Here is a 25,868-nt window from a genome sequence, read left to right as displayed (position 1 = left end):
TATCGCCATCGTCTACCCTTATTTTGTACATCATTCTGTAAGTTAGTAACAATAGTCGTAAAGGTAATCTTATATTGATTGGATTGGATGTGATTAACGATGGTAGTGAAAATAATCGAACAACTTGAGCAGCCAGAATACACCGGGGAAAATCGATGTGTTCCGTGCACAGTACTGAATCTAGCCATTGCGTTCATTGCAGGCATCACGATCGCTCGAAAGTCCAAGGCTCTCAGTGCAGTTGTGTTCGGAGTTTCAATCGGTTTGATCTACCTGCGCGGATATCTGGTACCTGGAACACCGACGCTGACAAAACAGTATCTTCCACCGGAGGTACTTCGCTGGTTTGGAAAAAAGCCTGAGAAACCACCAGTAATGACCGGGCTCGGGGATGTAGAGGATGCACAAAATACGACAACGGCAGTCACTTCTGGTGATCCAAGACCTGCAGGCGAGAGCGAAGTTACCTCTATTGATTACAACCAAGAGAAAACTGATATCGAAATCTATTACGAACAATTGAATGTGCTCAAAGAATGTGAAAATCAAGACGACCTCTGTCTTACTGAAGCATTTGGTAATGAATGGACAGAGCGTATTGAATCACTGGAATCAGATGAGATTTCTTCCAATCAGGCTGTTAGTATGTTTGGACTTGAGGAAACCAATGAGGAATATATTATTGAAAAACATAACGACGCACGAGTACTACTAAAGGACGATAATATCATCGGTCAGTGGCCTTCTGAGGCTGCACTCATAGCTGATGTTAGTGCTGCTTCTATTCTCAGCGAGTGGGATGGAAACTGGGAACAACGACGCCCACAACAAAAGGGAGAGTTACTCAGCGCGCTTCGGCTGTTCCTTGAAGAGTGTCCTAGCGACCGCGGCGATGTCGAACTGATTGAGGATGTTGTCGAATCATGTTGTTATTCCCGCAAAGTGTTAGCCGTAGTTTGCTCGGAATCCGGCGAACGCTTGGCTGAACACCCACTGAATCAAATCCCAGAATAACTGGTTTTGTTTTATAAATCCGGGACACTGTATTTTTGGGATGACGCTGCAAGGATGTTTGTGACAGGTATATGCTTTAGTACATCGGCTGGTGAGGACATTTGAAAGGCACACTTAAGCCGTCATCGTCGGTCACTTTCATTCTCACGCCGCAGAATAATCACTGATCAACGACTCGATGAATCACACAACAAATTTCCGAACAGGCCCCAGGCCAAACATCACCATAAGTTATATTGCTTTATGACCAGATATGAAAGTATGGAAAATACCATTACCGTAATTCGATTGTTAATGTCCGGTGTTGTTATCTTCGGACTCATCACTATTGCTTCTTTATTAGGTGCAACCTTAGCTCTCCGCTGGTATCATGAAGATGAGCAACCAAGCATGTCTGCAGCAGTTAATATTCTTCGCGGACTTATTTGAAATGCACAATAGTCAGATACTTACGGAGCTCACGGTATCGCTTACGCGCACGAGAGTGGTGGTACGAGTTCACAGACGACTGGTGGCAGCTCGCTGCAGGCGGGTCTCGAGCAATCAGGTACAGACACGAACCCTCCGACCGACGTTGACATAGCCGACCTCGCCAAGCCAGTCGACGTCGATCGCTGCAATCTCGAGTGGGACGGTGACGTTTGTGCTGGCCGATCCCTCGCTGCTTGACCACGAGACGAACGATATATTTCGTCGAAACCTTCGCGTCGTCACTGATCGGTTGACCGAAGGTAACACCCACTACCCATACGATCATCTCGAGGATATCGGTCAGCGGGCCGAGTGGGTCGAACGCCGCCTCGAGTCTGGGGAAATCGTCGATCCAAGGTCGGTTGGTGGCGGCGGCCGGAAAGGCGTCACGGACGATCAACGAAGCCTTGATTCTTTCTAGAATTTGGTAGCTTCCAGTGTCAGATAACGTATTGTAAGGTCTAAGGACCCGGTTTGGTTGCTCTATCGGTGGAATAAAGCCGTGCTTGCCATAGAGGTATCTCCATTAGCTGCCAGACCCCTGGTGTGCGAAGATAGGGAATAATGCATAGGTCCGACAGCGACCACTCTCCAGACTGAGTGGTCTCGCGTACCCTGCTCACAAGTGAACTATTCACACACTCACCGCAGAGTCCGGGCTCTCGATCACGTCGTTCGCTCCGAACCGCGCTCTCCTCGTGCGATCAGGAGAGTTGATTACCAACGATCTCGTCGGCGCGTTCGATGAACTCGCGTTCGGCTCCGTTCGGAACCGTTGCGCCCGCGGCGACGTCGTGGCCGCCGCCGTCGCCGCCGACCGCCCGGGATGCCTCGCCCATCACGACCGAAAGGTCGAGTCCCCGTCGAACGAGGCTGTGCGTGCCTCGAGACGACACTTTCAGATCGGGCTCGTCGTCGCCGTCGACCCCTTTTTCTGCGAACGCGAGGATCGGCCTGGACCTCGAGATTCCCGCGTTCCCCATCGCCATTCCGGCGACGATACCGACGATCGTTTCCCGGATTCGATCGCCGGCGTGGAACCACTGGACGTGGTCTTCGACGGTGACGCCTTCCCGGGTAACGAGATCGATTCCCGCCGAGAGGTTCCGTCGGTGATTACGAAGCAGTTTCCGGGCGCGCTCGAGGGCCTCGTCCCGGTTTCCGAGACAAACGCCGAGGCCGACGTCGGCTCGATCGTAGCGGGCGGTGGCGTTGAGCAGCGTCGAGAACTCGCTGGCGTCGCGGAGTTCGGTTCCGACGGGCTCTTCGGCCAGCACGTAGGCGGTCCCGACGAGCTGGTCGATCTTCGTGGCGGGGACGCCTTTCGTCACCGCGCGCTTTACGAGTGCGCTGGCGACGGTCTGTTTCTCGTCGTTGGTGAGCCCCGACCAGCGACGCCACTCGCCGTCCCGTTTCAACTCGAGGTCGAGTCCGTCCAGAAAGCGTAACGCGCCGCGTTCGTCGTTCGAGATGCCGGGAATGTGCACGTCGGTAGCGTACTCGAGGAGCTTCGGCAGTGGTCGGGTCTGTTTCCCGTAGAGTGCGAGGTCGGTCCCCGTCTCGAGAACGCCGGCGTCGACGCCTTCCTCGACGATCTTCGCGTTCGCACCGTGAAGTTCGCCGCTCGATGCCTGCATATCCCCGACGGCACCGACGACGGCGAGAGCCGCCAGATCGGTGTTGTCCGGGCGGGCGTCCGTGGCGTCGTCCGGAGCCGCGGTATTCGCGCCGACGCCGCCGTCGGTCGCGACTCCCTGGCTCGTGTCCGAACCGTCGTCGGAAACGGCCGCCAGTGCGCGTGCGAGCACGTAACTCGTCCCTGCTCCGGACAGCTCGGATGCGCCGTTGATCCCGAACAGCAACGGGTTGAGATGGTACTTCGTTTCCCGATCGGCCGGCTGGTGGTGATCCGCGATAACGGGCGTGAACTCGCCGGCGTCCTCGTGCTGACCGATCACGTCGAGCTGGCCGCTCCCGAAGTCGGTAAAGAGCACGGTGTCGTACTCGGTCGCCGCGAGTGCGGCGATCGCGTCCTCGTCGAGCTGTTTCTCGAAGACGGTTTCGAAGGGGATCCCCGCGCGCTCGATCGCCTGGGCGGCGATCGCCGCGCTCGTCAGCCCGTCGGCGTCGATGTGGGACGCGAGCAGAACGCGATCGGCCGAGTACAGCCGTCGCGCACACAGCGTCGCGCGCTCTTCGAGATCGGGAATCGGGCCAGCCATCGACGTATCGTTGGGTCGGCTTCCCGAATAAAGGTGCGGATCGGGGCTCGCCGGTGCTAGAGCGCCTCGAGCGTCTCCCGCGCCAGCGCGTCGAACGTCGCCTCCTCGGCTACGACGTCGACATCGATGCCCTGGGACTCGGCGGTCTCTCGCGTCGGGTCACCGATCACGCCGACCGTCGCGTTCGCGAGTCCGGACAGCGCTTCGTCTCGGATTCCACGGTCCGCTGCGGACTCGAGGAAGTGATCGACGGTCAACGACGAGGTGAAACACGCCGCGTCGAGGCCGCCACCGGCGGCGCGTTCGGCCGACTCGCCGCTTCCTTCGGGACGGACGAGGCGATAGAGGACCGTTTCGTGGACGTACGCGCCCGCGGCCTCGAGTCCCTCGAGTAGGACGTCGCTGCCGTGGTCGCTGCGGGCGACCTCGACGCGTGCGCCCTCGACGGTTTCTCGCGGTGTGTTCGCCGATCGTCTCTCCGCGTCGCTCTCGCGTTCGTCTCGCTCGATTCGGGGATTCACGCTCCCGTCGAGTGCGGCGACGAGACCGCTCGAGGTGAACTCCTCGGGGACGAGATCGACCGCGTACCCGACGCGCTCGAGCGCGCTGGCCGTCGGAGTCCCGATCGCACACACCGTCGTCTCGCCGCGTTCCCAGCCGGCGTCCGCGACGAGTTCCGCGCCGGTCTTGCTCGTGAAGATCGTGTACTCGGCGTCGGTACGGGGCGTCTCGTCGGTCGGCTCGACGGCGAGCATCGGATCAACGATGGGGTCCGCACCGAGCGACTCAAGCAGGGCGCTCGCCTCCGCGAGACGCTCGTCGTCGGGCCGAAAGACGGCGACAGTGGGCTGGTCGCTCATCTCGGGCCCCGCTCGCCGTTTTCGGACCTCGCCTCGCCGCCTTTGCCCGATTCCTCGCCACCTTTGTCCGGCGGCTCCCCGTCTCCGGTCGGCGTCCCGTCGGTTGCGACCGCCGTTCCGTCCTCGTTTCGAAGGAACTCGAGGACCGACTCGCGGGTCGCAGCGACGCCGCCGATGACCGTCACGGCCGGCGGCGAGATCCCCGCCTCGTCCCTGACGTCGACGATCGTCTCGAGGGTGCCCGTGGCGACTTGCTGGCCGGGCCAGGTCCCCCGTTCGATCAGCGCGACCGGCGTCTCGGGGCCCATGCCGGCCTCGAGCAGCGCGGCCGTGTAGTCGGGGAGCCGACCGACCCCCATCAGGACGACGATCGTGCCGCCGGTGGCGGCCAGTGCGCTCCAGTCGACTGCCGACTCAGCTTTCGTCGGGTCTTCGTGACCCGTTACGAACGAAACCGAGGAGGCGTGATCGCGGTGGGTCACGGGGATCCCCGCGACGGCGGGCGCGGCGATGGCCGAGGTAACTGCGGGAACGACCTCGAACGGGACGCCGTGGGCGGCGAGGTATTCGGCTTCCTCGCCGCCGCGTCCGAAGACGAACGAGTCGCCGCCTTTCAACCTGACTACGGCGTTGCCCTCGCGGGCGAGGTCGACCAGGCGCTCGTTGATCTCCGACTGTGACGTCCGCTCGCCGCCGGCGCGCTTGCCGACGTCCTCGCGGCGATCTTCGGGGAGCATCTCGATGATTTCGGGACCCGGCAACTTGTCGTGAAGGACGACGTCGGCGTTCTCGAGTAGCCGCGTCGCTTTGACGGTCAACAGGTCGGGATCGCCGGGACCGCTGCCGACCAGATAGACCGTTCCCGGTTCGTCACTGTCGTCGGATTCCGCGTCGGTATCGGACATGCTGATCTCTGAATTGCTATTTGCCGTCGGGTCTGTCTTCCTCGGCGGGTGTTTCGCTGTCCTCCCGTGCGCGTTCGATAAGTGCCGCCGCGCCGCGCTCGGAGAGATCGTCCGCGAACTCGCGTGCCGCCTCGGCGTACGTTTCGACCGGCAGGTCCCGGGTCGCAGCCACCGATTCCTCGCCGTCGCGATCGAAGACGCTCACCCGCGTGTGGGCGTACTCACCCTGAACCACCGCGTAGACGCCGATCGGCGCGATACAGCCGCCCCCGAGTTCCGCTAGCAGGGTTCGCTCGACGGTCGTCTCGACGCGGCTTCGCGGATGGTCGATGGCCGACTGGATCTCGCGAGCCGTCTCACTGTCGACCGCTGTTACGGCGAGTGCACCCTGACCCGGCGCGGGGACGAACGAGTTCGTCGGAAGGCGCTGGTAGTCGACCGCGTGCGTGACCCCGCTCCGCTCGAGGCCGGCCTCCGCGAGAACGATCGCGTCGTACTCCGTCTCGACCTCGCGGCCGAGGGCCTGCTTTTCGAGTTCTGGGAGATCGTCGAACCACTCGTCGACGGTCCGATCGAACTCGGGTTCGAACTCCTCGTCGCCCGTGCTCGCCTTTCGCTCGCTGTCGGCTTCGCTTCGACGCTGATGTTCCGCCTGGAGTGCGGGCGCGAGCAACTTCTCGAGGCGCGTATCGACGTTCCCCCGAAGCGGCTCGATCGTGAGATCGGGACGTTCGGAGAGCAACTGCGCGCGCCGGCGCAGGCTCGAGGTTCCCACGACCGATCCTTCGGGGAGTTCCTCGAGCGTCGTCCCGTCGGGTGTCACGAGGGCGTCCCCCGGCGTGCCCCGTTCGGGTACCGCGGCCGTCACGAGTTTCGTCGGCTGTTCGGTCGGCATGTCCTTCATCGAGTGGACCGCGGCATCGAGATCCCCCTCGAGGACGTGTTCGTCGAGCTCGCGGACGAACGCGCCCGTTTTTCCCAGCCGATGGATCAGCTCGTCTCTGATCTGGTCGCCCGTCGTCTCGACGGTTACGAGTTCGACCTCGTACCGACGGTCCTCGAGGGCCGATTTCACCAGTGAGGCCTGTCGTCGGGCGAGATCTGACCCCCGCGTCGCCAGTCGCAACGTCCCACGCGTTCTCATAGTCGTCAGTCGTCGCCTGAACTATGAAAAGCGCACGCTTGTCGGTCGATCTCGGTCCGGCCGAGAGACGCGTCGATATCTTCCCACAAATATGTTCGTGGAACTATTCATACGCTCTCGAGGGAAACGACGAATCGGATGCCTACAACGCTGTGCGATCGACTCGGCGGTACCGAAGCGATTGCTGCTGTCGTCGACATGCAAAAGCAACGAGCCCACCAGACGCAGTTCCTCAGTGCGGTGGCTGGTGGCCCCGTCGAGTACACCGGCGACGAGATGGCGACCGCCCACGACCACCTCGAGATCACACTCGAGGAGTTCGAGGCCGTCGCAACCCACCTCGAGGAGACGCTCGCGTCGTTCGACGTGAACGAATCCGACCGGGAGGACGTCATCTTCGCGGTCGCAAACTACGAGGACGAGACCGTCACCGCGACTTCCGCCCGCGCTGAGATTCCTGGCACCCCACGATTCCCGTCCGAGCCGAGTCCGAATCGCTCAAGTACGCCAGCCCGCTATCTGGGACCGTGTCGAAGCAGGCCCAGGAGGTCGAGACGATCTTTTGTCACGGACTGGGCGACGACTATCTCGTCGTCGTCGAACGGGATGGTGAGCGGCTGTTTCGGGCGAAGCTCGGCCTCTCGGAGACCGACGCGGGACCACGTCCCGCCAAGTTTCGACTCAAACAAGGTTCGAGCGAGGAGCCACGTCCGCCGAACGAGTTCGTCGAGCTTGCCCGCCGAACGCGACGGATCCGCATCTCCGAGCAGACCTCGTCTGCGGATCGACGGAGACTACTGGAGATGCTCTCGGGATACCAACTCGAGGACAAAGCGAAGGCCGTCCGCACCTGTCGTTACTGTGCGTCGGCGGGACGGTACTCGCCGGTTACGACCGACACCGCGATCAAAGACGACCAGGACTGGATCTGTCGGGATTGCGCTCGCCAGGAACTCGAGCGCCAGCTGTCGTACACCGGTGGCGGGACGGTCACCGGCGCGGCCAAAGAGCGTCTCGAGGACCTCATGCTCGAGGTCCAGGATTTAGAACGGATCGTCAACCTGCTCAAGGGCCGACTCGATCCGGATCTGACGAAGTTCGATACGATCTCGGCCACCGTCGAGGACGTCGATCCGGTCACCGTGGACTCGCTGTCCCTCCACCCCGGCATTCAGGGGTTACTCGAAGACCGCTTCGAGACCCTGTTACCCGTCCAGAGCCTCTCCGTCGAGAACGGACTGCTCGACGGCGAGGATCAGCTCGTGGTGTCGGCGACGGCGACCGGGAAAACCCTGGTCGGAGAGATGACCGGAATCGACCGCGTCCTGAACGGCGCGGGAAAGATGCTCTTTCTCGTCCCGCTCGTTGCCCTCGCAAACCAGAAGTACGAGGACTTCGAGGACGAGTACGGCCACCTCGTCGACGTCACCATTCGGGTCGGTGCGAGCCGGATCAACGACGACGGAAATCAGTTCGATCCCGGCGCCGACGTCATCGTCGGGACCTACGAAGGGATCGACCACGCGCTGCGGACGGGCAAGGAGATGGGCGACATCGGAACGGTCGTCATCGACGAAGTCCACATGCTCAAAGAGGACGAGCGGGGCCACCGTCTCGACGGGCTGATCTCGAGGCTCAAACACACCTGCGAGCAGCGGGCGGCCCGCCGCGACGACTACGACGGCGCTCAGTGGGTGTATCTCTCTGCGACCGTTGGCAACCCCGAACAGCTCGCCACGGCGCTCGAGGCGACCCTGATCGAGTTCGAAGAGCGTCCCGTCCCGATCGAGCGCCACGTCACGTTCGCGGACGGCAGGGAGAAGGTGCGCGTCGCGAACAAACTCGTCAAACGGGAGTTCGATACCGAATCCTCGAAGGGATATCGCGGCCAGACGATCATCTTCACCAACTCGCGACGGCGGTGTCACGAGATCTCGCGGAAACTCGAGTACGCCGCCGCGCCCTACCACGCCGGGCTCGATTACGGTCGTCGAAAGACGGTCGAGCGACAGTTCGGAAATCAGGATCTCGCGGCGGTCGTGACGACTGCGGCGCTCGCGGCGGGCGTCGATTTCCCCGCCTCGCAGGTCGTCTTCGACTCGCTGGCGATGGGGATCGAGTGGCTTTCAGTCCAGGAGTTCCACCAGATGCTCGGGCGGGCGGGCCGACCGGACTATCACGACGAGGGGACGGTCTACGTTCTCGTCGAGCCCGACTGTGCGTATCACAACTCCATGGAGATGACCGAGGACGAGGTCGCTTTTACCTTACTCAAAGGGGAGATGGAGTCGGTGATGACTCACTACGACGAATCGGCCGCCGTCGAGGAGACGCTCGCGAACGTCACGGTCGGTGCCAGAGCCGCCAAATCGCTCAACGACCGGATGCTCGGGGACGTTCCGACGAAACACGCGGTCGGAAAGCTCCTCCAGTACGGGTTCATCGACGGCTTCGAACCGACGCCGCTCGGACGCGTCGTCACCGAACACTTCCTCGAGCCCGACGAGGCGTTTGCGCTCCTCGACGGGATTCGTAAGGGGGCTCACCCCTACGATCTCATCGCGGATATCGAGCTTCGCGAGGACGACCTCTAGTCGCGATCGCTCACAGATCGTCTCTCGATCGGCTTCTCGATCGGTTTCCCGGCCAGACTCGAGCTACGGAACGAACGCGATACCGAACGCCGAGAGCAGGATCACCAGCAGTGAGCCGGGTACGCCACCGATCGCCACGATCGCGATCGCAACGGGGGTAACCGCGACCGAAAAGCCGAACACCGACTGGGCGACGAACAACACGAGCAGCCCGACGACCGCGTTGACGATGAACGGCCGTACCGTCTCGACGAGCGTCGACGCGCCCAACACGGCGGCGAGTACGATGACTAACAGCAGGATTTCGAACCCCGTGACCATACTCGAGGCTACCTACCCGAGACGCAAAACCGTTCGGGCGAAACGAAACCCTTTATGGGTTGCACTCGAAACGATTGAGTACGGGATCGTGGGTTAGCTTGGTATACTTCGGGCCTTGGGTGCCCGTGACCCCGGTTCAAATCCGGGCGATCCCATATTGCTGTCGCGAACTAATTCGTGAGCGGTAGCGATCGAACTGGCACGGATTTGAATCAGACGAGGCGCGCACAACGAAGTGAGCACGTTTCGGCGTGGAACATCTCCGGACGATTCCATCCGTTTTCTCGCGACCGACTCCGTGAACCGACGAATCCGATTTTCGGATCTGCCCCGTCGCCGCTCGAGCACCTATGCACGGGCAGATTATACCGAGACGCGAGTCTTGATTAGGGTACTTACTCGAGGCCGAGCCATGGTGATCGAGCACGACCTCCACACGCACACGACCTATTCCGACGGATACGACATGCGCGAGATGGCCGATGCAGCGGCGGAAGCCGGTTTATCAGGGATCGGTTTCACCGATCACTGCCTTCCGTACGAAGATCCGTTCGGTCGACGACGGATGTACGACCTCGAGGAAACCTACGCGGAAAGAAGGAGCGATATCGACGAGGTTCGTGCCACCACGGACGTCGAGATCTACGACGCCGTGGAGTTGAACTACGACCCGAATCGCGAATCCGAGATTCGGTCCTTTCTGGACGAAGCCGCTTTCGACTACGCTATCGGGAGCGTTCACTACGCGGATGAGTATTACGTGATGGAAAACGAGGACTTCGTCGATCGGTCCGAGACGGCCAAACGGACCGCGATCGAAACGTACGTCGACTGGCAGGTCCGACTGATCGAGTCGGACCTGTTCGACAGTATCGCTCACGTCGACGTCACTCAGCGTCGCCCCTCGCTCCGGGGGGTGATGAACGACGGAGATTACCGTCGCATCGCCGAGGCACTCGTCGATTCGGACACCGTACTCGAGATCAACGCGGGTCGCCTCGACAGGCCGTACGCGACCGTTCATCCGCATCCGGATTTCCTGTCTATTTTCGGTGACTACGACGTTCCACTCGTGGCTGGAACCGACGCACACGCCCCGGACCAGGTGCGAAGGCGGACTCAACTCCTGTCCTCTTTCGCTGAGAAGATGGATCTGCAATTCGTCGGCACCGAGTCCGTTCTGAGTTGCGAGTAGGTGCGGACGGAAGAATTCAGCGGTTCCCGAGGCTACTCCGCTGTTTGAGATCTATCGTTCGAGGACGCCGACGCCGTGGTTAGTCCTGGCACGCGAGACGAGCGTGACGCCGTGAAAACTCGAGCCGGGATCACTCTGTCGGCCGGAGCGATTTTCAGTTCGGACTCGACAGCGTACGTATCGCACATGGGAACGGTTCGAAAACGGCTGAAACGGTGGTTCGTCAACGGTGTCGCGATCACGATTCCGCTCGTCGTCACGGTTCTCGTGCTTCTCGTAGTGATCGATTTCGTCCTCGGTGTTCTTTCCCCGGTCATCGAGGGGCTGATCTATGCGTGGCCGAACGAGCCGCCGCGGATCGTCGTGCAACTGGCGTCACTGCTGTCGATCGTGGCCTTTTTCGTTTTGGTCGGACTGGTCGCAGAGTACACGCCCGGACGCTACCTTTCAAAGCGCGTCCACCGGACGATGGAGACGATCCCCGGCGTGCGCACCATTTACGAGAGCGTTCGTCGTGCTGCGAACCTGTTGGTGGACGACGACACTGATCAGTTTCAGGAGGTAAAACTCGTCGAGTTTCCACACGAGAACGCGTACATGCTCGGCTTTTTGACGGCCGATACGCCCCCGAAAATCGAAGCGAACACCGGCTGTGGGGACATGGTGACCATCATGGTCCCACTCGGCCCCAACCCGACGACCAACGGGTTCGTGATGCACATCTCGAGCGAGAACGTCTACGACATCGATATCACCGTCGAGGAGGCGGTTCGATCGATCGCGACCCTCGGCGTCGCTGCTGACGATATCGACCCCTGAACGCCGTCCGTTGCCGAACGTTGGCCTCACAATCAGCTTTCTTTGTGCCCTGTACACACCTCTCGTCGATAATTTATATGTCGTCTCGTTGGTGTCCTCTGTGGCCAATGATGCCCACCAACACCCGGTCGGTCACGGTGCCGAACGATCTCCAGTCACCGCGGGCCAAACTCGTCTACCTCGCGCTCGTTTCCGCGGGTGAAGCAACGACGACGGAGCTCCAGAACCGGTTCGGTCTCTCGAAGCTCACGCTCTTGCCGATACTCCGATCGCTCGTCGCGAAAGGTCTCGTCCGGCGGACGGAGCGTGGCTATCACTGCCGATAACGCCACGCTCCGGCCGGCGCTCGAATTACTCTTCCGGAGCCATCGAGCGGACTCGAACGACCCGTGCGAACGGGTTCGCGTTCCGATGGTGGCACTCGCACTGTCCGAGGAACCACGATACCAAGAACCGTCCGCCGAACCGCACGGCAGCGGTCCGAACCTCCGTGGCGTCGTTCCGTTTTCGGACGCTCGTCCCGGCGGTGAGGGTTGCGTTACACCGTCGACGACTGGCTCTCGAAACTCACTGCGAGGAGCCGTCCTCGAGCGCTCTCGATCTGAGACCGAATCGACTCCTCGAGGACAGCCCGTAGCGACCGTCCGTCCACGCACCGCGCGATCGGCTCTCGAGATAGGGACGAACAGTTTCGCAGCGCTTTGCCATCATTTATACCTGATGAGAGCCGTACACCATTCCAATGGCGCAAGCGGGAAATTCTGAGCTTGTCGACGCGTTCGAGCAGTTCTTCCGCAACTACTACGACAGCGATATCAAACAGCTTGCGCAGCGATATCCGAACGAACAGCGATCGCTCGCGATCGACTGGCAGGACCTCTATCGGTTCGATCCGGATCTGGCTGATGATTACCTGAACCAGCCCGAACAGCTCCAGCGCTACGCCGAGGAAGCGCTCCGGTTGTACGACCTCCCGATCGACGTCAGCCTCGGGCAGGCCCACGTCCGGATTCGAAACCTCCCCGAGACCGAGTCCCCCGAGATCAGGGAGATTCGAGCGCGGGAGATGAACTCGCTGGTCCAGGTCCGGGGAATCGTTCGGAAGGCGACCGATGTCCGGCCCAAAATCGAGGAGGCTGCGTTCGAATGCCAGCTCTGTGGCACTCTCTCTCGAGTCCCCCAGTCGAGCGGTAACTTCCAGGAGCCCCACGAGTGCCAGGGCTGTGAACGACAGGGGCCGTTTCGCGTGAACTTCGACCAGTCCGAGTTCGTCGATTCCCAGAAGCTTCGAATTCAGGAGAGTCCCGAAGGCCTACGTGGTGGGGAGACGCCGCAGTCGCTCGACATTCATATCGAAGACGACATCACCGGCGAGGTCACTCCCGGAGATAACGTCGCCGCGACCGGCGTGCTTCGACTCGAGCAACAGGAAAGCCAAGGCGAGAAGTCACCCGTCTTCGACTTTTACATGGAGGGGGTATCGGTCCAGGTCGAAGAAGAGCAGTTCGAGGACATGGACATCACCGACGAGGACAAAAAACAGATCTACGAGATTTCCAACCAGGAGAGCGTCTACGAGCGGATGGTCGGATCGATCGCCCCCTCGATCTACGGCTACGAACAGGAGAAGCTCGCGATGATCCTTCAGCTCTTTTCGGGCGTCACCAAGCAGCTTCCCGACGGCTCGAGGATTCGCGGCGATCTGCACATGTTGCTCATCGGTGATCCGGGTACGGGTAAGTGTGTCCGCGGGGACACCCTGGTGTCTCTCGCGGACGGACGAACCGTCCCGATTCGAGAGATCGTCGAGTCGAATCTCGTGGATCCGAATCCGATCGACGACGGCTGGTGGGACGAGATCGATCTCGAGGTACCGTCGCTGCAAGAGGACGGGACGATCGCGCCACAGCGGGCGACGAAAGTCTGGAAACGACGGGCGCCGGAGCGGATGTACCGAATTCGGACCGCGAGCGGTCGATCGCTCGAAGTGACGCCGTCGCATCCGCTGTTCGTGTCGGCTCCGGATGCGTTTCGCCCCGTTCGCGCCGATGCGCTCTCGCCCGGCGATCACGTCGCCGCGGTGGAAACCGCGACGGATCCCCTCGCGCGGTCGATCGGGAACGCGGACGGCGCTCGTGCCGACGGCGGTGTTTCGGGTGGACGGTTCCCTGCCGAAACCGATCGGATCGTCTCGATCGAACCGTTCGAACCCGACGACGACTGGGTGTACGACCTCGAGATCGAACGAACCCACAACTACGTCTCGAACGGGATCGTGTCCCACAACTCCCAGATGCTCAGTTACATCCGGAACATTGCGCCCCGTTCCGTCTACACGTCGGGGAAAGGGAGCTCCAGCGCAGGGCTGACTGCTGCTGCCGTTCGCGACGATTTCGGTGACGGACAGCAGTGGACCCTCGAGGCTGGCGCGCTCGTGCTCGCTGATCAGGGGATCGCGGCGGTTGACGAACTGGATAAAATGCGCTCGGAGGACCGATCCGCGATGCACGAGGCGCTCGAGCAACAGCAGATTTCGGTCAGCAAGGCCGGTATTAATGCAACGCTCAAATCCCGATGTTCTCTCCTCGGTGCGGCAAACCCCAAGTACGGGCGTTTCGACCATTACGAGCCGATGAGCGAGCAGATCGATCTCGAGCCGGCGCTCATCTCCCGGTTCGACCTGATCTTTACGGTCACCGACCAGCCCGACGAGGAAAAGGACAGGAACCTCGCTGAGCACATCCTTACGACCAACTACGCGGGCGAGTTGACCACGCAGCGCGATCAGATGACCTCGCTCGACGTGAGCCAGGACGAAATCGACGAAATGACCGAGACGGTCGATCCGGACATCGACGCCGAACTCCTCCGCAAGTATATCGCGTTCGCAAAACAGAACTGTCACCCGCGGATGACCGAAGCGGCTCGGGAGACGATCCGCGATTTCTACGTCGACCTCCGTTCGAAGGGGACGGACGAGGACGCACCGATCCCCGTCACCGCCCGAAAACTCGAGGCGCTGGTTCGGCTCTCGGAAGCAAGCGCTCGCATTCGACTCTCCGATACCGTCGAGCAGGAGGACGCAGAACGAGTCATCGAGATCGTCCGGTCGTGTCTCCAGGATATCGGCGTCGATCCGGAAACGGGCGAGTTCGATGCGGACATCGTCGAGGCGGGGACCTCCAAATCCCAGCGCGATCGGATCAAGAACCTCAAAGGACTGATCAGCGAGATCGAATCCGAGTACGACGAAGGTGCACCGGTCGATATCGTCCTCGAGCGTGCACAGGAGGTCGGCATGGACCAGTCGAAAGCGGAGCACGAAATCGAGAAACTCAAACAGAAAGGCGAGGTGTACGAGCCGAGCACCGATTCCCTTCGAACGACGTGATCGAATCCGGACCGGGCTCTCATCTCTCCGGCGATCGAAAGTCGCGGACGTCGGTGACCGTCGACCGAATGGTTACCGGAGAAACGTTTGCCACGTCAGCGACCTCCGCTTGCGTCACCGACGTCCACTCGTTGCGTTCTCGAGCGGCCGCGTAGAGACACGCGGCAGCGACGCCGCTCGGGTTTCGACCGCCGATCAGTCCACGGCCGTCTAACGTGGCCACGTGGTCGCGAGCCCGGCGCTCGACGGCTCGCTCGAGATCGAGTTTCGATGCGTAGCGAGCGAGATACTGTGCGGGGTCGATCGGTCCCGTCGGAAGCCCGAGTTCGCGATTCAGTGCATCGTAGGCGACTTTGAGTTCGCCTTCGTCGGCACGGGCTACGTCTTCGATTTCGTCGATCGTACGGGCGATCGAGCGCGTTCGACAGGTCGCATAGACCGATGCCGCTGCGAATCCCTCGAGAGATCGCCCCTGAAATAGCCCCTCCGACTGTGCGGATTTGAACAGCGCACACGATTGCTCTCGAACGACGTCGGGAAGCGAGAGCAACGCGTACATTCGTCTGATTTCAGCGAATCCGTAGATCTGATTTCGCTCGGCTTTCGAGGAGATGCGCGCGCGGTTGTGTTCGCGTCGGAGGCGTGCGATCTGTCGTCGTTTTCGGCCGGTCAGCCGTGACCGATACGAATCCGATCCGGAGCGGTAGCCGATCTCCGTCGACAGGCCTCGGTCGTGCCTCGACCGAGTGAGTGGTGCTCCAGTTCGCCGTCGATCGGTCTCGCTGTCCTCGAACGAGCGCCATTCCGGCCCGCGATCGAGGGCGTCTTCCCCGGAAACGAGACCGCAGTCTTCGCAGACGGTTTCGGTCCCCGTTTCTCGTAGCCGACCGCCACACTCCGAACAGATCGTGAGTGTACTGCTCTTCACTACTGGTTATTACCTTCTACAATCACTAATTTCGTTATTATATTTAAACCATTCTGGTAAAGTATTAAATAGAGTGTCGACTGGTAGTGTGAGTCGGTAGAATAAAAACGGTCGGACTATCGCGTCGGTGTTCGATGGTCGCGACCGACGGAAGGGGAGGAATCCGGCTTACATCATGCCGCCCATACCGCCGCCCATGCCGCCCATACCGCCGCCCATGCCACCGCCGCCTGGCGGCATATCCTCGCCATCGTCGTCGTCGGCAACCGCGAGGTCACCGGCAGCGATGACGTCGTCGATACGAAGCAGCATGACGGCCGCCTCGGTCGCGGATTCGATCGCCTGGGTCTTCACGCGGAGAGGTTCGTAGACGCCCTCCTCGGCCATATCGATCGTGTCGCCCGTAAACGCGTCGAGGCCGGCGGCTTCGTTGCCACCGTCGTGGTCCGCGCGAAGTTCGACGAGCGAGTCGATGGGGTCGAGTCCTGCGTTCTCAGCGAGCGTTCGCGGAATAACTTCGAGCGCGTCCGCGAAGGCTTCGACGGCGAGTTGTTCTCGGCCGCCGACGGAGTCGGCGTAGTCACGAAGGGCGAGCGAGAGCTCGACTTCGGGTGCGCCGCCGCCTGCAAGGACCTTTCCGTCTTCGACTGTCGTTCGAACGACGCCCAGGGAGTCCTCGATGGCGCGATCGACTTCGTCGATGACGTGTTCGGTGCCGCCGCGGAGGATGAGCGTAACGGCTTTCGCGTCGTCGACGTCCTCGACGAAGATGCGCTGGTCGCCCGCGATGTCCTTCTGTGCGACGCTACCGGCGAAGCCGAGGTGACCCTCGGTGAGATCGTCGACCGTCGAGACCGGTCGAGCACCGGTCGCACGGGCGAGTTGAGATTGGTCGCTGGATTTGACGCGTCGGACGGCGATGATACCTTCCTGGGCGAGATAGTGCTGGGCCATGTCGTCGATACCGCCATCGACGAAGACGACGTCAGCACCGACGTCGGCGATCGCTTCGGCCATCTCGCGGAGCTGGGCCTCTTCTTGCTCTAAGAACTGTTCGAGCTGGTCTGGATCGGTAACGTTGACTTCGGCGTCGATCTCGGTTTCTTTGATCTCGAGATCGCCGTCGATGATCGCGACGGTTGCGTCCTCAGCGAAGTACGGCATGTTCTCCGAGACGCGCTCTTTGTCGACGATGACGCCTTCGACGAGCTCGGAGTTCTCGATGGAGCCGCCGACGACCTTCTCGACTTTGATGTTGTCCGTGTCGATGCTGTCTTCGTCGGCAACCGACTGGACGGCGGTGACGACGAGATCTGCGAGCAGATCGCGAGCGCTCTCTGCGCCTTTGCCGGTCATCGCCGTCGCGGCGATCTGGTGGAGGACCTCTTCGTCGTCATCGTCGACCTCGATAGCGATGTCTTCGAGGACTTCGGTGGCCTCCTCGGCCGCCTGACGGTATCCCTGTGCGAGTGTGGTCGCGTGGATATCTTGCTCAAGGAGGTCCTCGGCCTGGCTCAACAGTTCGCCGGCGACCACGACGGCGCTCGTGGTCCCGTCACCGACTTCGTCCTCCTGGGTTTCTGCGACTTCGACGATCATGTCGGCGGCCGGGTGATCGATTTCCATCTCCGAGAGGAGCGTCACGCCGTCGTTCGTGACGATGACGTTCCCCGTCGAGTCGACGAGCATCTTGTCCATCCCCTTCGGTCCGAGCGTCGTTCGAACCGATTCAGCGACGGCCTTTCCGGCCTGTACGTTCATCGACTGTGCGTCTTTTCCCGATGTCCGCTGGCTGTCGTCCGAAAGAACGATGAGGGGCTGATTGCCCATCTGCTGTTGTGCCATAGTCAGGGAAAGATTGATTGCTATTCTATATAAGTGTTCCGGTGTCAACCATCCAAAACCGCAAGACGTGGGTGGGGGTCGATACTCAACTCGAGGCACGAACCCCTGATCGGTGGCTACTGAGACCGAATAGATGGCCGCTCGAGGAGGATGCCAAGAACGTTGAACGCAGGATATGGACGACTCCCAACAGTAGTTGTGGACGACCGCACGCTTCGCTGTCCATCCGGCTGATGTGGCACGGGATAACCGTGTTTGGTGGCCCGCTTTTCAGGACTTCCCGCCGGGGAACCGGTGGTACTCCATTCCCTTGTGTTTCATTTCGTTGTGTCGGTCCTCGAGGAACGAGTAGACGGCACCGTGAGGGGCACCATCGAGGAGCATCTCGGATGCGGTGCGAGCGGCGTCGACTTGCTCGGGCGAGCCGATGATACCGAGCGTCGAGCCGTAGATGACGACCGAGGCACCCGAGAGCTCCTCCATTAGCTCGCGGGTTCGTCCGTTCTCACCGATGAGTCGTCCTTTCTGGCGCTTCATATCGTTTTTGTTCCGGGAGGCAGCGTCGATATCGACGACGTCGAACAGCATCATCTCGCCTTCGAGCAGCCGAAGCGCGTCCTCGGGTGGGAACCCGCGTCCGATCGCCCGAACGACCTCCGGACCTTTGAGGCCGAGAACGGGATCTCCGACGGTTTCGACGGCGACGGAGCCGTTCTCGGAGTCGATGTCCAGTCGAACCTCGGCTTCCGCCTCGATCTCGCGCATCGTCTCACCACCCTCTCCGATGAGAACACCGATTCGGTCCTGCGGAATCTTCACGTGCTGCATACGCCACGCTACTCGCTCGGTGACGTTAATACCTTTGTCCGGCGGTCTCCGTGGGTCGTGCTCACTCCTCGAGAACGGAGCGAAACCGAACCGTCTCCGAGCGCGTATCCAGGATCGCAACCGTTCGATCGGCGTCGGCAACCGTCGGGAAGTGTGCCCCGGGGTTGAGAACCGTCGTTCGACCGACCTCGGTTAGCTCCCGTTCGTGGTGGTGACCGTAACAGACGAAATCGTACATTCCAGCGGTGGCGACGGCTTCGACTTCCGCTTTCGACTCGCCGTGAAGGACCGCAAACGAGAGCCCGTCGAACTCGAGGCTCGCGAATCGGCCGTGGAGTTCGCTTTCGCCGGAAAGGGCGTCGAAAGCGGATCCCAGGTTGGCCACGTCTCCGTCGTTGTTCCCGAGTACGCCGTGGAGTTCGACTCCCTCGAAGTACGGTGGGATCAGCGGGGCGACGAAGTCCCCACAGTGAAGGACGATCTCGACGCCCTCCGCCGCGAATATCTCGGTCACTCGTTCGGTCGCCGTCACGTTGTCGTGCGTATCGGAGACGATACCGATGTTCATACGCCACATCGTGCGGGCGAGCACTAATTCGTTCGGGCGTTCGTCGTTCCTGCTCTGACGTTCGCTGCTCTAATTCGACTTGATCTCCTCGAACTTACTCAAAAGCGCTTCTGCAGAGTCGCCGGAGTCGTACTCGACCTGTCCGTGATATATCGTCCGCTCGTCGTCGAAATCCGCATCGACTCTCGAGGCCTGCTGTTCGCGGCGCTCGTGTTCGTCTTCGTCATAGGCACCCATTGACATGGTAACTATACACAGTGTATGGCGGTAGCGTATATCAATGTAACGGTTCCTCACATCCGCTGTCTCGTAAGACGTATGTCGGGCTGGAACGTACTGATACCGTGGCACGGCCGCTTCGCTTTCGTTACTCGCCTGCGACCTGGAGCGAGCAACGAGTCCGACAGGAAATCCTTCAGCCGCTTCGGTCGAACATCGGAGCCCGCACGATCGCGCCGTGGTTCGACATCGGCACAGACTGGGAAACGCACCGCTTCGAGATGAAAAACGGCGATATCGCCCTCTTCGCTCGCAACGACGAGGAGGCCTACTGGATGGGGAATACCGAAACCCCTTCCTCGCTGTGGAAGACGAACAAATTCGCCTGGACCGACGTTCCGTACCACGTCTCTCGATGGGCACAGCGCGAACTGCTGGCGACGCTCCACGAGGAAGATCGCTGGCTCGAAGATTATCCGCACATTTCGTGGTATTTCCTGCCGGTGTTCATGTCGAAAGACGGTCGCGAGTCGACGCGTGCGTTCTTCCGCGAGCACGCGGCGGGCTTTCCCGACGCCGGCCGTCGCGAGGCGACGCGCTTTTTCGAGGAGTTTTTCGCGACGGGCGTACTCGACGAGTACCGGCACGTCATGTCGGGCAAACTCGGCACCAGTAACCACGTCGATCGGGTCCGCATGAGCGCCGCGATGGGCGAGTTCATCGCCGCGAAGATCCTAACCGACGCTGACTACGAGATCACACCCGAAATCGAGGTGACGACCGGTCACTCGCTGGATTACCGAGCCGAAGACTCGGCGACGAACATCCTCGTCGAGGTAACGCGACCGCAGCCGCCGAAAAACCGCGCCGCGGCGGGACCCGTTGCAGCCGTTCGCGACACCGCCGAAACCAAAGTTAACGGCCAACTCGCTGAGCACGGCGGCGGAGCCGTTCTCTTCGTCGACTGCTCGAGTTTCCGTGACGATGTCTGGAACGCCGTTCGCGGCGAGCAACCGGACGTTCGTCACCGTCCTGCGGTCGTCTATCGCGCCCGTCCGGACGGCCACGTCGAGGGGTATCGGAAGGGATCGGTACCGATCGAACTCGAGGACGCGATCGGTTTTCTGAACTGAGCGAACACGTGAAAACCCGCTTCGATCCCGACGCGAGCTAGAACGAGACCGCGTCCGGCGCGTACGGGCTTCCGACCGGTGTGGGATCGCGGTCGCTGTAGCCGACACGGCCGATCGCTTTCCGGCTCACCGCCGAGTAGATAGCAAGACGCGCCTCGTGGGAGTCTTCGAACGTCTCGCTCTCGAGGCGGGCGAGTACGTCGTTGACCGATTCGCTACCGTTCGGGAGCTCGAGAACGTGATCGCCGTACTCCTCGATCAGTTCGTCGGTCGTCGCGGGATACTCGTGGTCGTCGATGGCCTCGCCGGTGCGGTTTCGCAGCATTACGCCACCATATGCGTGATCAATAATTATAAATATTGTCCATAAACGTTCTCTAGTCTATCCCTACACCTTTGTGACCTAGTATGTCATAGAATGGATCGTCAACGAAGGGCACATTAAACAGATCCGGACGACCGTCGGCATCGGTGTCGACGGCGTCCCGTCCGCACCGGCGAACGGCTTTTACCATCCCGGCCGCTCGAGTACGCTGTGCCCTACGCGGATCTTCACGTCCACACGACCCGTTCGGACGGATGTCTCGAGCTGGCGGCGGTTCCGGACGTCGCTCGTCGCGCCGGAGTCTCAGTCGTCGCGATAACCGATCACGATCGAGTCCAGCCGTTCGACAAACCGAGAATCGTCCGCGACGGTATCACGATCGTCCACGGGATCGAACTCCGCGTCGAATGCGACACCGGTCTGCGAGTCGATCTGCTCGGATACGGCATCGACCCCACCGACGAACTCGTCGCCATGACCGATCGCATCCAGACGAACCGTATCGAACGCGGCCAGGAAATCGTCGACTGCGTCGAGGACGAAACCGGCGTCGATCTCGGCGTGACCGTTACCGGCGGGTTCGGTCGGCCACACATCGCCCGCGCGGTCGACGATCATCCCGAACTCGTGGAAAATTATCGGGAGGCGTTCGACGATCTCATCGGTGCCGACTGCCCCTGTTTCGTTCCGCGAGCGGTCCCATCGTTCGAGCGGGGGCGGGCGGTACTCACAGCAGCAGCCGATATCGTCTCGCTCGCCCACCCGTTACGCTATCGCGATCCGGAGCGGGCGCTCGGGCTCGCGTCCGAACTGGACGCCGTCGAGCGATGGTATCCGTACGACCGAGACGTCGACCGAAGACTCGTCGAACGGACGATCGACCGGTACGACCTCCTCGCGACGGGCGGGACGGACGCGCACGGCGATAGACTCGGAGTCGCCGGCCTGTCGAAATCGCAGTACGATCGCCTGGAGCTAACGGACCACTAGAAACGCACTCGACCGAGAGCGGAGGGTTCAATGCATCGCGGTTCCTACCCGCGTCCATGAACTGCCACTACTGCGACCGCGAGGCTGCATTCGCCGCGGAATCCGACGGGTTACAGGTCGGCCTCTGCGAGGAGCACTTCCGGGAGCGGTTGCAGGAACTCGCTGAAACCGACGGTCTCGAGACGCTCAAAGAGAAAGTCGACGTCGACCGAGCCGAGTGAGTCTTCTGAGCTGCTCTTTTCGTTTCGCTCTCCACTACGCCGTTCGCCCGGCGTCGACATCGATCGCGTCGACGGGACAGACGTCCACACAGAGCATGCAATCGATACACTGGGCCTCTTTGGTCGGATCGGCCTTCTCCTCGCTTTCTGGATGGCCGGGGGTGTCGACCCACTCGAAGACGTCTACCGGACAGTCCTCGAGACAGGCACCGTCGGCAATGCAGAGATCGAAATCGACGGCGACGTGCGTACCGTGAATGCCCAGCTCTTCGGGTTCGTCGACGGGGCCCCAGACCGCGTGGCCGTTGTGTTCGTCGACTTGCTCTCGGTTCTCGTGAAACTGCGGATCTATGGCCATTGCTAACAGATTAGACGCGAGACGCTCACTTAAAAGTACGGACAGACACGTTCCTCGAGTGCGCCGGGTTCCGCACCGGCAAAGCAAGTGCGGGTTCCGAACGGGCGCGTGTATTTTGTACGCAGCTATGCTCACGGCAATCCACATTAGTAGTCCAGCGAGAGAACCACGTTGACAGCGATGGCACAACAGACGAGCGCGAGCAGTCCCGCCAGGACGGTAAACGCGACGTCCCACCCGAACAGGTCCGCAAGCGTTCCGGTGACGACCGAGCCGAGCGCACCGATAAACCCGTAGACGGAACGAACGAGGCCGAAGCCAGCCCCGCGTTCTGCGTCACCGAGCACGTCCATGAACCGCGGGAGCAACGCGGCACCCCAGCCGAGCCCCGTCCCGACGAGCAGTATCGCGACGGCGATGGCGAGGAATCCGGGAACGGCGACCAGCAAGACGAATCCAGCGGCAGCGAGCGCCATACATCCAGCAGTCGAGACGTACCGGCCGTATCGGTCGGAGGCTGCCCCGACACCGACCTGCGTGACCGCTTGGACGACGAAGTATCCCGCAAAGACCACGCCGGCGAATTCGGTCGACTGATTCCGATGCTCGACGAGAAACGCGGGTAAAAACGATGCGGTCGCCTGCCAGGCGAACGCACCGACGACGGAGATACAGATCGGAAAGACGATTTCGGGTCGACTAATGAGTTCGACGATCGCCTCGAGTTCGAAGCGCTCGCGCATGGGCTGTGAGGGCCGCCGTGGTTCGACGGGGCGAATCCGCCACGCAAAGAGCACGAAAACCGGGAGCGCAATGACTCCTGCGGCGGCGACTGCGGGCCGCCAGCCGTATCGAACGCCGATCCAGGCCGCGATCGGCGGAGCAACGAGCCCGGCAGCTGGAGCGCCGACGTTGTGGACCCCGATCGCAGCGCCGATCTCGTCGTAAGTTCGGGTCAACAGCGTGGTCGCGACGCTGTAGTGCAACCCCGCGACGGCTCCGAGCGCGATCGTTCCCATCACGAAGAGCGTGAAAAACGGCGTCAACGCGAGGAACACGCTCGCGAGGGCGGTTCCGCCGATCGCGACGAGGACGATGGGCCGTTCACCGAACCGATCTGCGAGAATGCCACTCGGAAACTGCGAGGCGAAGTAGGCCATCCACATTCCCGTCAGCGCGATCCCGACCACCGAGTTCGAGACCGCAAAGTCGTCGGTTATCAGGGTTACGACCGGGCTGATCGCCAACCGGCCGACCATCGTCGCGAAGAACGCGAGCGTACACAAAAGTAGTACCGTCTCACTGTACCGCCAGCGCATCAGTCACTCACACCTGTGACGCTATCGTTCGACACGGATCTCTGTGGTACTCGTTTCAACGATCGATACGGTACATATGACTGACCCCTCCCAATGAGGGTACTGATCCCGGATGGCTCCCCACGCGTTCGAATTCGCTCCCGAGAGTGAATTCCCCCGGTCCAGATATCCGATCGATGGCGGTAATTCTCACACAGCGGACAGTCACGAGAAGTTATTGCTCCGTTCGTGGACCCTGCCAATCGGATGACTCACTCGAGACTCTCGCGTCGCGGCGTCGTTGCGCTCGCGGCGGTCGGCCTCGCTGGCTGTACGAGCAGCGAAGACCGAAACGACGACGGCGGAACGAACGGCGGCAATACGGACGATACGAACGGGTCTGAATCCGACGCGAACGGCGCGGACGAACGGGACAGCACCGACCGCGACATCGAAGCGAACTGGGACGAAGCCGCGCCGTTTCGGACGTGGTTGCTCGATACGGACGCGAACCGCCGGTTCGACTACACCGAAGAATTTCCCGCGGACGCCGATCCAGCGAGCGGGTTTCCGGACGTTTTCGGAGTCTCAGACGGGGCTATCGACGCCCATCTGATCCAGACCGGGACTCACGTTTTCTTCGGTTCGTTCGACAGCGAGTCGATCGTCGACGGGGTCGAAGCCGCCGACGAGTACGATTCGGCCGGCCAGTACGAAGGATACGCGCTCCTCACCCAGACGCTCCCGGACGGTCAACCGCAGGACATCGCGATCGGCTCCGACGTGATCGTCGTCGGAAACGACTACGAACGGCGGATCGACGCCCACCGTGGGGAACGAGATCGGCTGGAAGAGACCGATCCCGAGTTCACACACCTGTTCCGGGAGCTTCCACACGAAACGACCGTTTCCGGTCAGTACGGGAGTCCCACCGGGGCGAACGTCGATATCGACGAACTTCACCTCTGGGGCGTCTCGAGCGAGTTTCCGACGGCGGAGACAATGACGTGGGTGTTCGTCTTCGAGCGCGAGGAAGATCTGACCGGGACAGCGCTCGAGGAACTCGAGGGGATCTCGAGCGGCGTCGAGGACTCGAGTATCGACGGCCGAACGGCGACGGTCGTCGGCGCACCGCCGGATATCCCCGAGGAAGTTCCCTGAGACGGATCGCGGTTGAACCGGTACTGACGTGTGACAGACCGGATGAAAGCGGCCGAGCCGAATGGGAACGATACTTATCACCTGGAACACGTTATTTCATGTATGAACTGGCAGGCGGACTGGGGACTTCGGTTCCGGATGTTTCTGACGATGTTTCTGTTGTTCGTGTTGTACATCGTCTTTGCGGGTGCGATCACCCTCTATACGGGGAGCGGTCCGCTCCTCTTCGCGCTCCTGTTCGGCGGCTTCTCGCTCGTCCAGTACTACTACAGCGATACGCTGACGCTCCGGAGTATGGGTGCACGCACGGTCTCGGCCGACGAGTATCCGCAACTGCACGCGTCGATCGAACGCCTCTCCCAGCAGGCGGATCTGCCCAAGCCGACGGTGGCCGTCGTCGACTCGCAGGTTCCCAACGCGTTCGCGACCGGACGAAATCAGCGCAACGCGGCCGTTGCCGTCACGACGGGACTACTGCGAACGCTCGAGCGAGACGAACTCGACGGCGTCCTCGCACACGAACTCGCCCACGTCAAAAACCGCGACATGATGGTGATGACGATCGCCTCGTTCCTCTCGACGATCGCGTTCATGATGGTTCGGTGGGGCGCGTTCTTCGGCGGTGGCCGCGGTCGCGGTGGCGGTCGCGGTGGTGGCGGAATCGTCGTCGCCATCCTCGTCTCGCTCGTCGTCTGGATCATCAGCTATCTCCTTATTCGAGCGCTCTCGCGGTATCGCGAGTACTCCGCCGACCGCGGTGCGGCCGCGATCACCGGCAACCCCGCAGCGCTGGCGTCCGCCCTGATGAAAATCTCGGGGGAGATGGATCGAGTCCCCAAAGACGACATGCGAGAAGAAGCCGAGATGAACGCCTTCTTTATCATCCCGATCAGATCAGGCGTCGTCGGCAGACTGTTCAGTACGCATCCACCGACGGAACGGCGGATCGAACAGCTCCGCGAACTCGAGCAGGGAATGACCGGAACGTAGCTTCCTCCGTCACCGCGAGAACCCACTATCGTCGCTGAATCGACGCCGTCTCACTCGAGCGCTTCGAA

26 protein-coding genes, 1 tRNA gene and 1 pseudogene are annotated in these 25,868 nt (G+C 61.3%); 15 read left to right on the top strand and 13 right to left on the bottom strand.

All coding sequences use genetic code 11. The features are described from left to right. The first annotated feature begins 99 nt into the window (after positions 1–99). The 3 genes from EA462_RS12230 to EA462_RS17460 all read left to right on the top strand — a co-directional run bounded on the left by EA462_RS12230 (position 100) and on the right by EA462_RS17460 (position 1,906). On the top strand, positions 100–1,014 hold the full coding sequence (locus EA462_RS12230; protein ID WP_124178850.1) for a hypothetical protein: 915 nt from the start codon (positions 100–102) through the stop codon (positions 1,012–1,014). A gap of 261 nt (positions 1,015–1,275) precedes the next feature. Continuing rightward, a complete protein-coding gene (locus EA462_RS17335) occupies positions 1,276–1,443 on the top strand; it encodes a hypothetical protein (protein ID WP_165872057.1) in 168 nt (55 codons plus the stop codon). Between the two features lie 205 nt (positions 1,444–1,648). Then, on the top strand, positions 1,649–1,906 hold the full coding sequence (locus EA462_RS17460) for a hypothetical protein (RefSeq protein WP_207891656.1): 258 nt from the start codon (positions 1,649–1,651) through the stop codon (positions 1,904–1,906). 283 nt (positions 1,907–2,189) lie between these two features. Here EA462_RS17460 and EA462_RS12220 read toward each other — a convergent pair whose 3' ends face one another. From EA462_RS12220 to hemC, 4 genes are read right to left on the bottom strand one after another with little or no spacing between them, the layout of a single operon-like run. Then, positions 2,190–3,707, bottom strand: coding sequence for a DHH family phosphoesterase (locus tag EA462_RS12220; RefSeq protein ID WP_124178849.1), 1,518 nt, complete (start codon positions 3,705–3,707; stop codon positions 2,190–2,192). 56 nt (positions 3,708–3,763) lie between these two features. Further along, the gene (locus EA462_RS12215) at positions 3,764–4,567 is read right to left on the bottom strand and encodes a uroporphyrinogen-III synthase (RefSeq protein WP_124178848.1); all 804 of its coding nucleotides are present in this window, start codon (positions 4,565–4,567) and stop codon (positions 3,764–3,766) included. Continuing rightward, positions 4,564–5,472, bottom strand: a complete 909-nt coding sequence (gene cobA / locus EA462_RS12210; protein ID WP_124178847.1) for a uroporphyrinogen-III C-methyltransferase — start codon at positions 5,470–5,472, stop codon at positions 4,564–4,566. Before cobA ends, EA462_RS12215 begins: the two co-directional genes overlap by 4 nt. A gap of 16 nt (positions 5,473–5,488) precedes the next feature. Beyond that, a complete protein-coding gene (gene hemC, locus EA462_RS12205; protein ID WP_124178846.1) occupies positions 5,489–6,616 on the bottom strand; it encodes a hydroxymethylbilane synthase in 1,128 nt (375 codons plus the stop codon). Between the two features lie 138 nt (positions 6,617–6,754). Here hemC and EA462_RS12200 point away from each other — a divergent pair. Together EA462_RS12200 and EA462_RS12195 are read left to right on the top strand one after the other, a co-directional pair. Beyond that, positions 6,755–7,054: pseudogene (locus EA462_RS12200) on the top strand (group I truncated hemoglobin); the annotation flags it as partial. A gap of 89 nt (positions 7,055–7,143) precedes the next feature. Further along, positions 7,144–9,210 (top strand): DEAD/DEAH box helicase, encoded by a 2,067-nt coding sequence (locus EA462_RS12195; RefSeq protein WP_124178845.1) that lies wholly within the window; start codon positions 7,144–7,146, stop codon positions 9,208–9,210. 63 nt (positions 9,211–9,273) lie between these two features. On the opposite strand, the gene EA462_RS12190 is transcribed toward EA462_RS12195, so the two are convergent. Further along, entirely contained in the window at positions 9,274–9,531 is a 258-nt protein-coding gene (locus EA462_RS12190; RefSeq protein WP_124178844.1) for a pro-sigmaK processing inhibitor BofA family protein, read from the bottom strand. Positions 9,532–9,613: 82 nt separating this feature from the next. Between EA462_RS12190 and EA462_RS12185 the strand changes: the two genes are divergently transcribed. The 5 genes from EA462_RS12185 (at position 9,614) to EA462_RS12165 (ending at position 14,936) form a co-directional block, all read left to right on the top strand. Continuing rightward, positions 9,614–9,686, top strand: a tRNA-Pro gene (locus tag EA462_RS12185). 257 nt (positions 9,687–9,943) lie between these two features. Continuing rightward, positions 9,944–10,726 (top strand): PHP domain-containing protein, encoded by a 783-nt coding sequence (locus tag EA462_RS12180; RefSeq protein ID WP_124178843.1) that lies wholly within the window; start codon positions 9,944–9,946, stop codon positions 10,724–10,726. Between the two features lie 186 nt (positions 10,727–10,912). Then, the gene (locus EA462_RS12175) at positions 10,913–11,545 is read left to right on the top strand and encodes a DUF502 domain-containing protein (RefSeq protein ID WP_124178842.1); all 633 of its coding nucleotides are present in this window, start codon (positions 10,913–10,915) and stop codon (positions 11,543–11,545) included. A 107-nt stretch (positions 11,546–11,652) separates the two neighbouring features. Then, positions 11,653–11,871 carry a helix-turn-helix domain-containing protein gene (locus EA462_RS12170; RefSeq protein WP_124178841.1) on the top strand — a complete coding sequence of 73 codons (219 nt, stop codon included), beginning with the start codon at positions 11,653–11,655 and terminating at the stop codon, positions 11,869–11,871. 416 nt (positions 11,872–12,287) lie between these two features. Then, entirely contained in the window at positions 12,288–14,936 is a 2,649-nt protein-coding gene (locus tag EA462_RS12165; protein ID WP_124178840.1) for an ATP-binding protein, read from the top strand. Between the two features lie 19 nt (positions 14,937–14,955). Here the strand turns inward: EA462_RS12165 and EA462_RS12160 are convergent, their stop codons facing one another. From EA462_RS12160 to EA462_RS17330, 5 genes are all read right to left on the bottom strand, one after another. Next, positions 14,956–15,864: a transcription initiation factor IIB gene (locus tag EA462_RS12160; RefSeq protein WP_124178839.1), complete on the bottom strand. Its 909-nt coding sequence runs from the start codon at positions 15,862–15,864 to the stop codon at positions 14,956–14,958. 168 nt (positions 15,865–16,032) lie between these two features. After that, the gene (gene thsA / locus EA462_RS12155; RefSeq protein ID WP_124178969.1) at positions 16,033–17,694 is read right to left on the bottom strand and encodes a thermosome subunit alpha; all 1,662 of its coding nucleotides are present in this window, start codon (positions 17,692–17,694) and stop codon (positions 16,033–16,035) included. 285 nt (positions 17,695–17,979) lie between these two features. Next, a complete protein-coding gene (locus EA462_RS12150; protein WP_124178838.1) occupies positions 17,980–18,537 on the bottom strand; it encodes a KH domain-containing protein in 558 nt (185 codons plus the stop codon). 61 nt (positions 18,538–18,598) lie between these two features. Further along, complete coding sequence (locus EA462_RS12145) at positions 18,599–19,105, bottom strand: metallophosphoesterase (protein WP_124178837.1); 507 nt, start codon at positions 19,103–19,105, stop codon at positions 18,599–18,601. A 69-nt stretch (positions 19,106–19,174) separates the two neighbouring features. Then, positions 19,175–19,348 carry a DUF5786 family protein gene (locus tag EA462_RS17330; protein ID WP_243641408.1) on the bottom strand — a complete coding sequence of 58 codons (174 nt, stop codon included), beginning with the start codon at positions 19,346–19,348 and terminating at the stop codon, positions 19,175–19,177. A gap of 101 nt (positions 19,349–19,449) precedes the next feature. On the opposite strand from EA462_RS17330, the gene EA462_RS12140 reads away from it, so the two are divergent. Further along, positions 19,450–20,457, top strand: a complete 1,008-nt coding sequence (locus tag EA462_RS12140; RefSeq protein ID WP_124178836.1) for a DUF5784 family protein — start codon at positions 19,450–19,452, stop codon at positions 20,455–20,457. Positions 20,458–20,494: 37 nt separating this feature from the next. Here the strand turns inward: EA462_RS12140 and EA462_RS12135 are convergent, their stop codons facing one another. Then, complete coding sequence (locus EA462_RS12135; protein WP_124178835.1) at positions 20,495–20,782, bottom strand: DUF5789 family protein; 288 nt, start codon at positions 20,780–20,782, stop codon at positions 20,495–20,497. A 210-nt stretch (positions 20,783–20,992) separates the two neighbouring features. Here EA462_RS12135 and EA462_RS12130 point away from each other — a divergent pair, with 210 nt between their 5' ends. Next, positions 20,993–21,772, top strand: coding sequence for a PHP domain-containing protein (locus EA462_RS12130; RefSeq protein WP_124178834.1), 780 nt, complete (start codon positions 20,993–20,995; stop codon positions 21,770–21,772). A gap of 56 nt (positions 21,773–21,828) precedes the next feature. Beyond that, positions 21,829–21,993: a DUF6757 family protein gene (locus tag EA462_RS17325; protein ID WP_165872056.1), complete on the top strand. Its 165-nt coding sequence runs from the start codon at positions 21,829–21,831 to the stop codon at positions 21,991–21,993. Between the two features lie 34 nt (positions 21,994–22,027). On the opposite strand, the gene EA462_RS12125 is transcribed toward EA462_RS17325, so the two are convergent. Together EA462_RS12125 and EA462_RS12120 are read right to left on the bottom strand one after the other, a co-directional pair. Then, entirely contained in the window at positions 22,028–22,351 is a 324-nt protein-coding gene (locus EA462_RS12125; RefSeq protein ID WP_124178833.1) for a 4Fe-4S dicluster domain-containing protein, read from the bottom strand. 146 nt (positions 22,352–22,497) lie between these two features. Then, complete coding sequence (locus EA462_RS12120; RefSeq protein ID WP_124178832.1) at positions 22,498–23,670, bottom strand: MFS transporter; 1,173 nt, start codon at positions 23,668–23,670, stop codon at positions 22,498–22,500. A 246-nt stretch (positions 23,671–23,916) separates the two neighbouring features. On the opposite strand from EA462_RS12120, the gene EA462_RS12115 reads away from it, so the two are divergent. Together EA462_RS12115 and htpX are read left to right on the top strand one after the other, a co-directional pair. Next, positions 23,917–24,810, top strand: a complete 894-nt coding sequence (locus EA462_RS12115; RefSeq protein WP_124178831.1) for a hypothetical protein — start codon at positions 23,917–23,919, stop codon at positions 24,808–24,810. Positions 24,811–24,912: 102 nt separating this feature from the next. Beyond that, positions 24,913–25,800, top strand: coding sequence for a zinc metalloprotease HtpX (htpX, locus tag EA462_RS12110; protein ID WP_124178830.1), 888 nt, complete (start codon positions 24,913–24,915; stop codon positions 25,798–25,800). The last annotated feature ends 68 nt before the right edge of the window (positions 25,801–25,868 follow it).

Source organism: Natrarchaeobius halalkaliphilus, assembly GCF_003841485.1.
Classification (GTDB): domain Archaea; phylum Halobacteriota; class Halobacteria; order Halobacteriales; family Natrialbaceae; genus Natrarchaeobius; species Natrarchaeobius halalkaliphilus.
This window is presented reverse-complemented; position numbering and strand designations above follow the sequence as displayed.

Bases quoted from the DNA above. Each gene is read 5' to 3' on its own strand.
- EA462_RS12190 (WP_124178844.1), bottom strand. From the start codon at position 9,531: ATGGTCACGGGGTTCGAAATCCTGCTGTTAGTCATCGTACTCGCCGCC.
- EA462_RS12175 (WP_124178842.1), top strand. From the start codon at position 10,913: ATGGGAACGGTTCGAAAACGGCTGAAACGGTGGTTCGTCAACGGTGTC.
- hemC (WP_124178846.1), bottom strand. From the start codon at position 6,616: ATGAGAACGCGTGGGACGTTGCGACTGGCGACGCGGGGGTCAGATCTC.
- EA462_RS12125 (WP_124178833.1), bottom strand. From the start codon at position 22,351: ATGGCCATAGATCCGCAGTTTCACGAGAACCGAGAGCAAGTCGACGAA.
- EA462_RS12165 (WP_124178840.1), top strand. From the start codon at position 12,288: ATGGCGCAAGCGGGAAATTCTGAGCTTGTCGACGCGTTCGAGCAGTTC.
- EA462_RS12180 (WP_124178843.1), top strand. From the start codon at position 9,944: ATGGTGATCGAGCACGACCTCCACACGCACACGACCTATTCCGACGGA.
- thsA (WP_124178969.1), bottom strand. From the start codon at position 17,694: ATGGGCAATCAGCCCCTCATCGTTCTTTCGGACGACAGCCAGCGGACA.
- EA462_RS12120 (WP_124178832.1), bottom strand. From the start codon at position 23,670: ATGCGCTGGCGGTACAGTGAGACGGTACTACTTTTGTGTACGCTCGCG.
- EA462_RS12220 (WP_124178849.1), bottom strand. From the start codon at position 3,707: ATGGCTGGCCCGATTCCCGATCTCGAAGAGCGCGCGACGCTGTGTGCG.
- EA462_RS12215 (WP_124178848.1), bottom strand. From the start codon at position 4,567: ATGAGCGACCAGCCCACTGTCGCCGTCTTTCGGCCCGACGACGAGCGT.
- cobA (WP_124178847.1), bottom strand. From the start codon at position 5,472: ATGTCCGATACCGACGCGGAATCCGACGACAGTGACGAACCGGGAACG.
- EA462_RS17335 (WP_165872057.1), top strand. From the start codon at position 1,276: ATGGAAAATACCATTACCGTAATTCGATTGTTAATGTCCGGTGTTGTT.
- EA462_RS12115 (WP_124178831.1), top strand. From the start codon at position 23,917: ATGACTCACTCGAGACTCTCGCGTCGCGGCGTCGTTGCGCTCGCGGCG.
- htpX (WP_124178830.1), top strand. From the start codon at position 24,913: ATGAACTGGCAGGCGGACTGGGGACTTCGGTTCCGGATGTTTCTGACG.
- EA462_RS17330 (WP_243641408.1), bottom strand. From the start codon at position 19,348: ATGTCAATGGGTGCCTATGACGAAGACGAACACGAGCGCCGCGAACAG.
- EA462_RS17325 (WP_165872056.1), top strand. From the start codon at position 21,829: ATGAACTGCCACTACTGCGACCGCGAGGCTGCATTCGCCGCGGAATCC.
- EA462_RS12135 (WP_124178835.1), bottom strand. From the start codon at position 20,782: ATGCTGCGAAACCGCACCGGCGAGGCCATCGACGACCACGAGTATCCC.
- EA462_RS12170 (WP_124178841.1), top strand. From the start codon at position 11,653: ATGATGCCCACCAACACCCGGTCGGTCACGGTGCCGAACGATCTCCAG.
- EA462_RS12230 (WP_124178850.1), top strand. From the start codon at position 100: ATGGTAGTGAAAATAATCGAACAACTTGAGCAGCCAGAATACACCGGG.
- EA462_RS12150 (WP_124178838.1), bottom strand. From the start codon at position 18,537: ATGCAGCACGTGAAGATTCCGCAGGACCGAATCGGTGTTCTCATCGGA.
- EA462_RS12145 (WP_124178837.1), bottom strand. From the start codon at position 19,105: ATGAACATCGGTATCGTCTCCGATACGCACGACAACGTGACGGCGACC.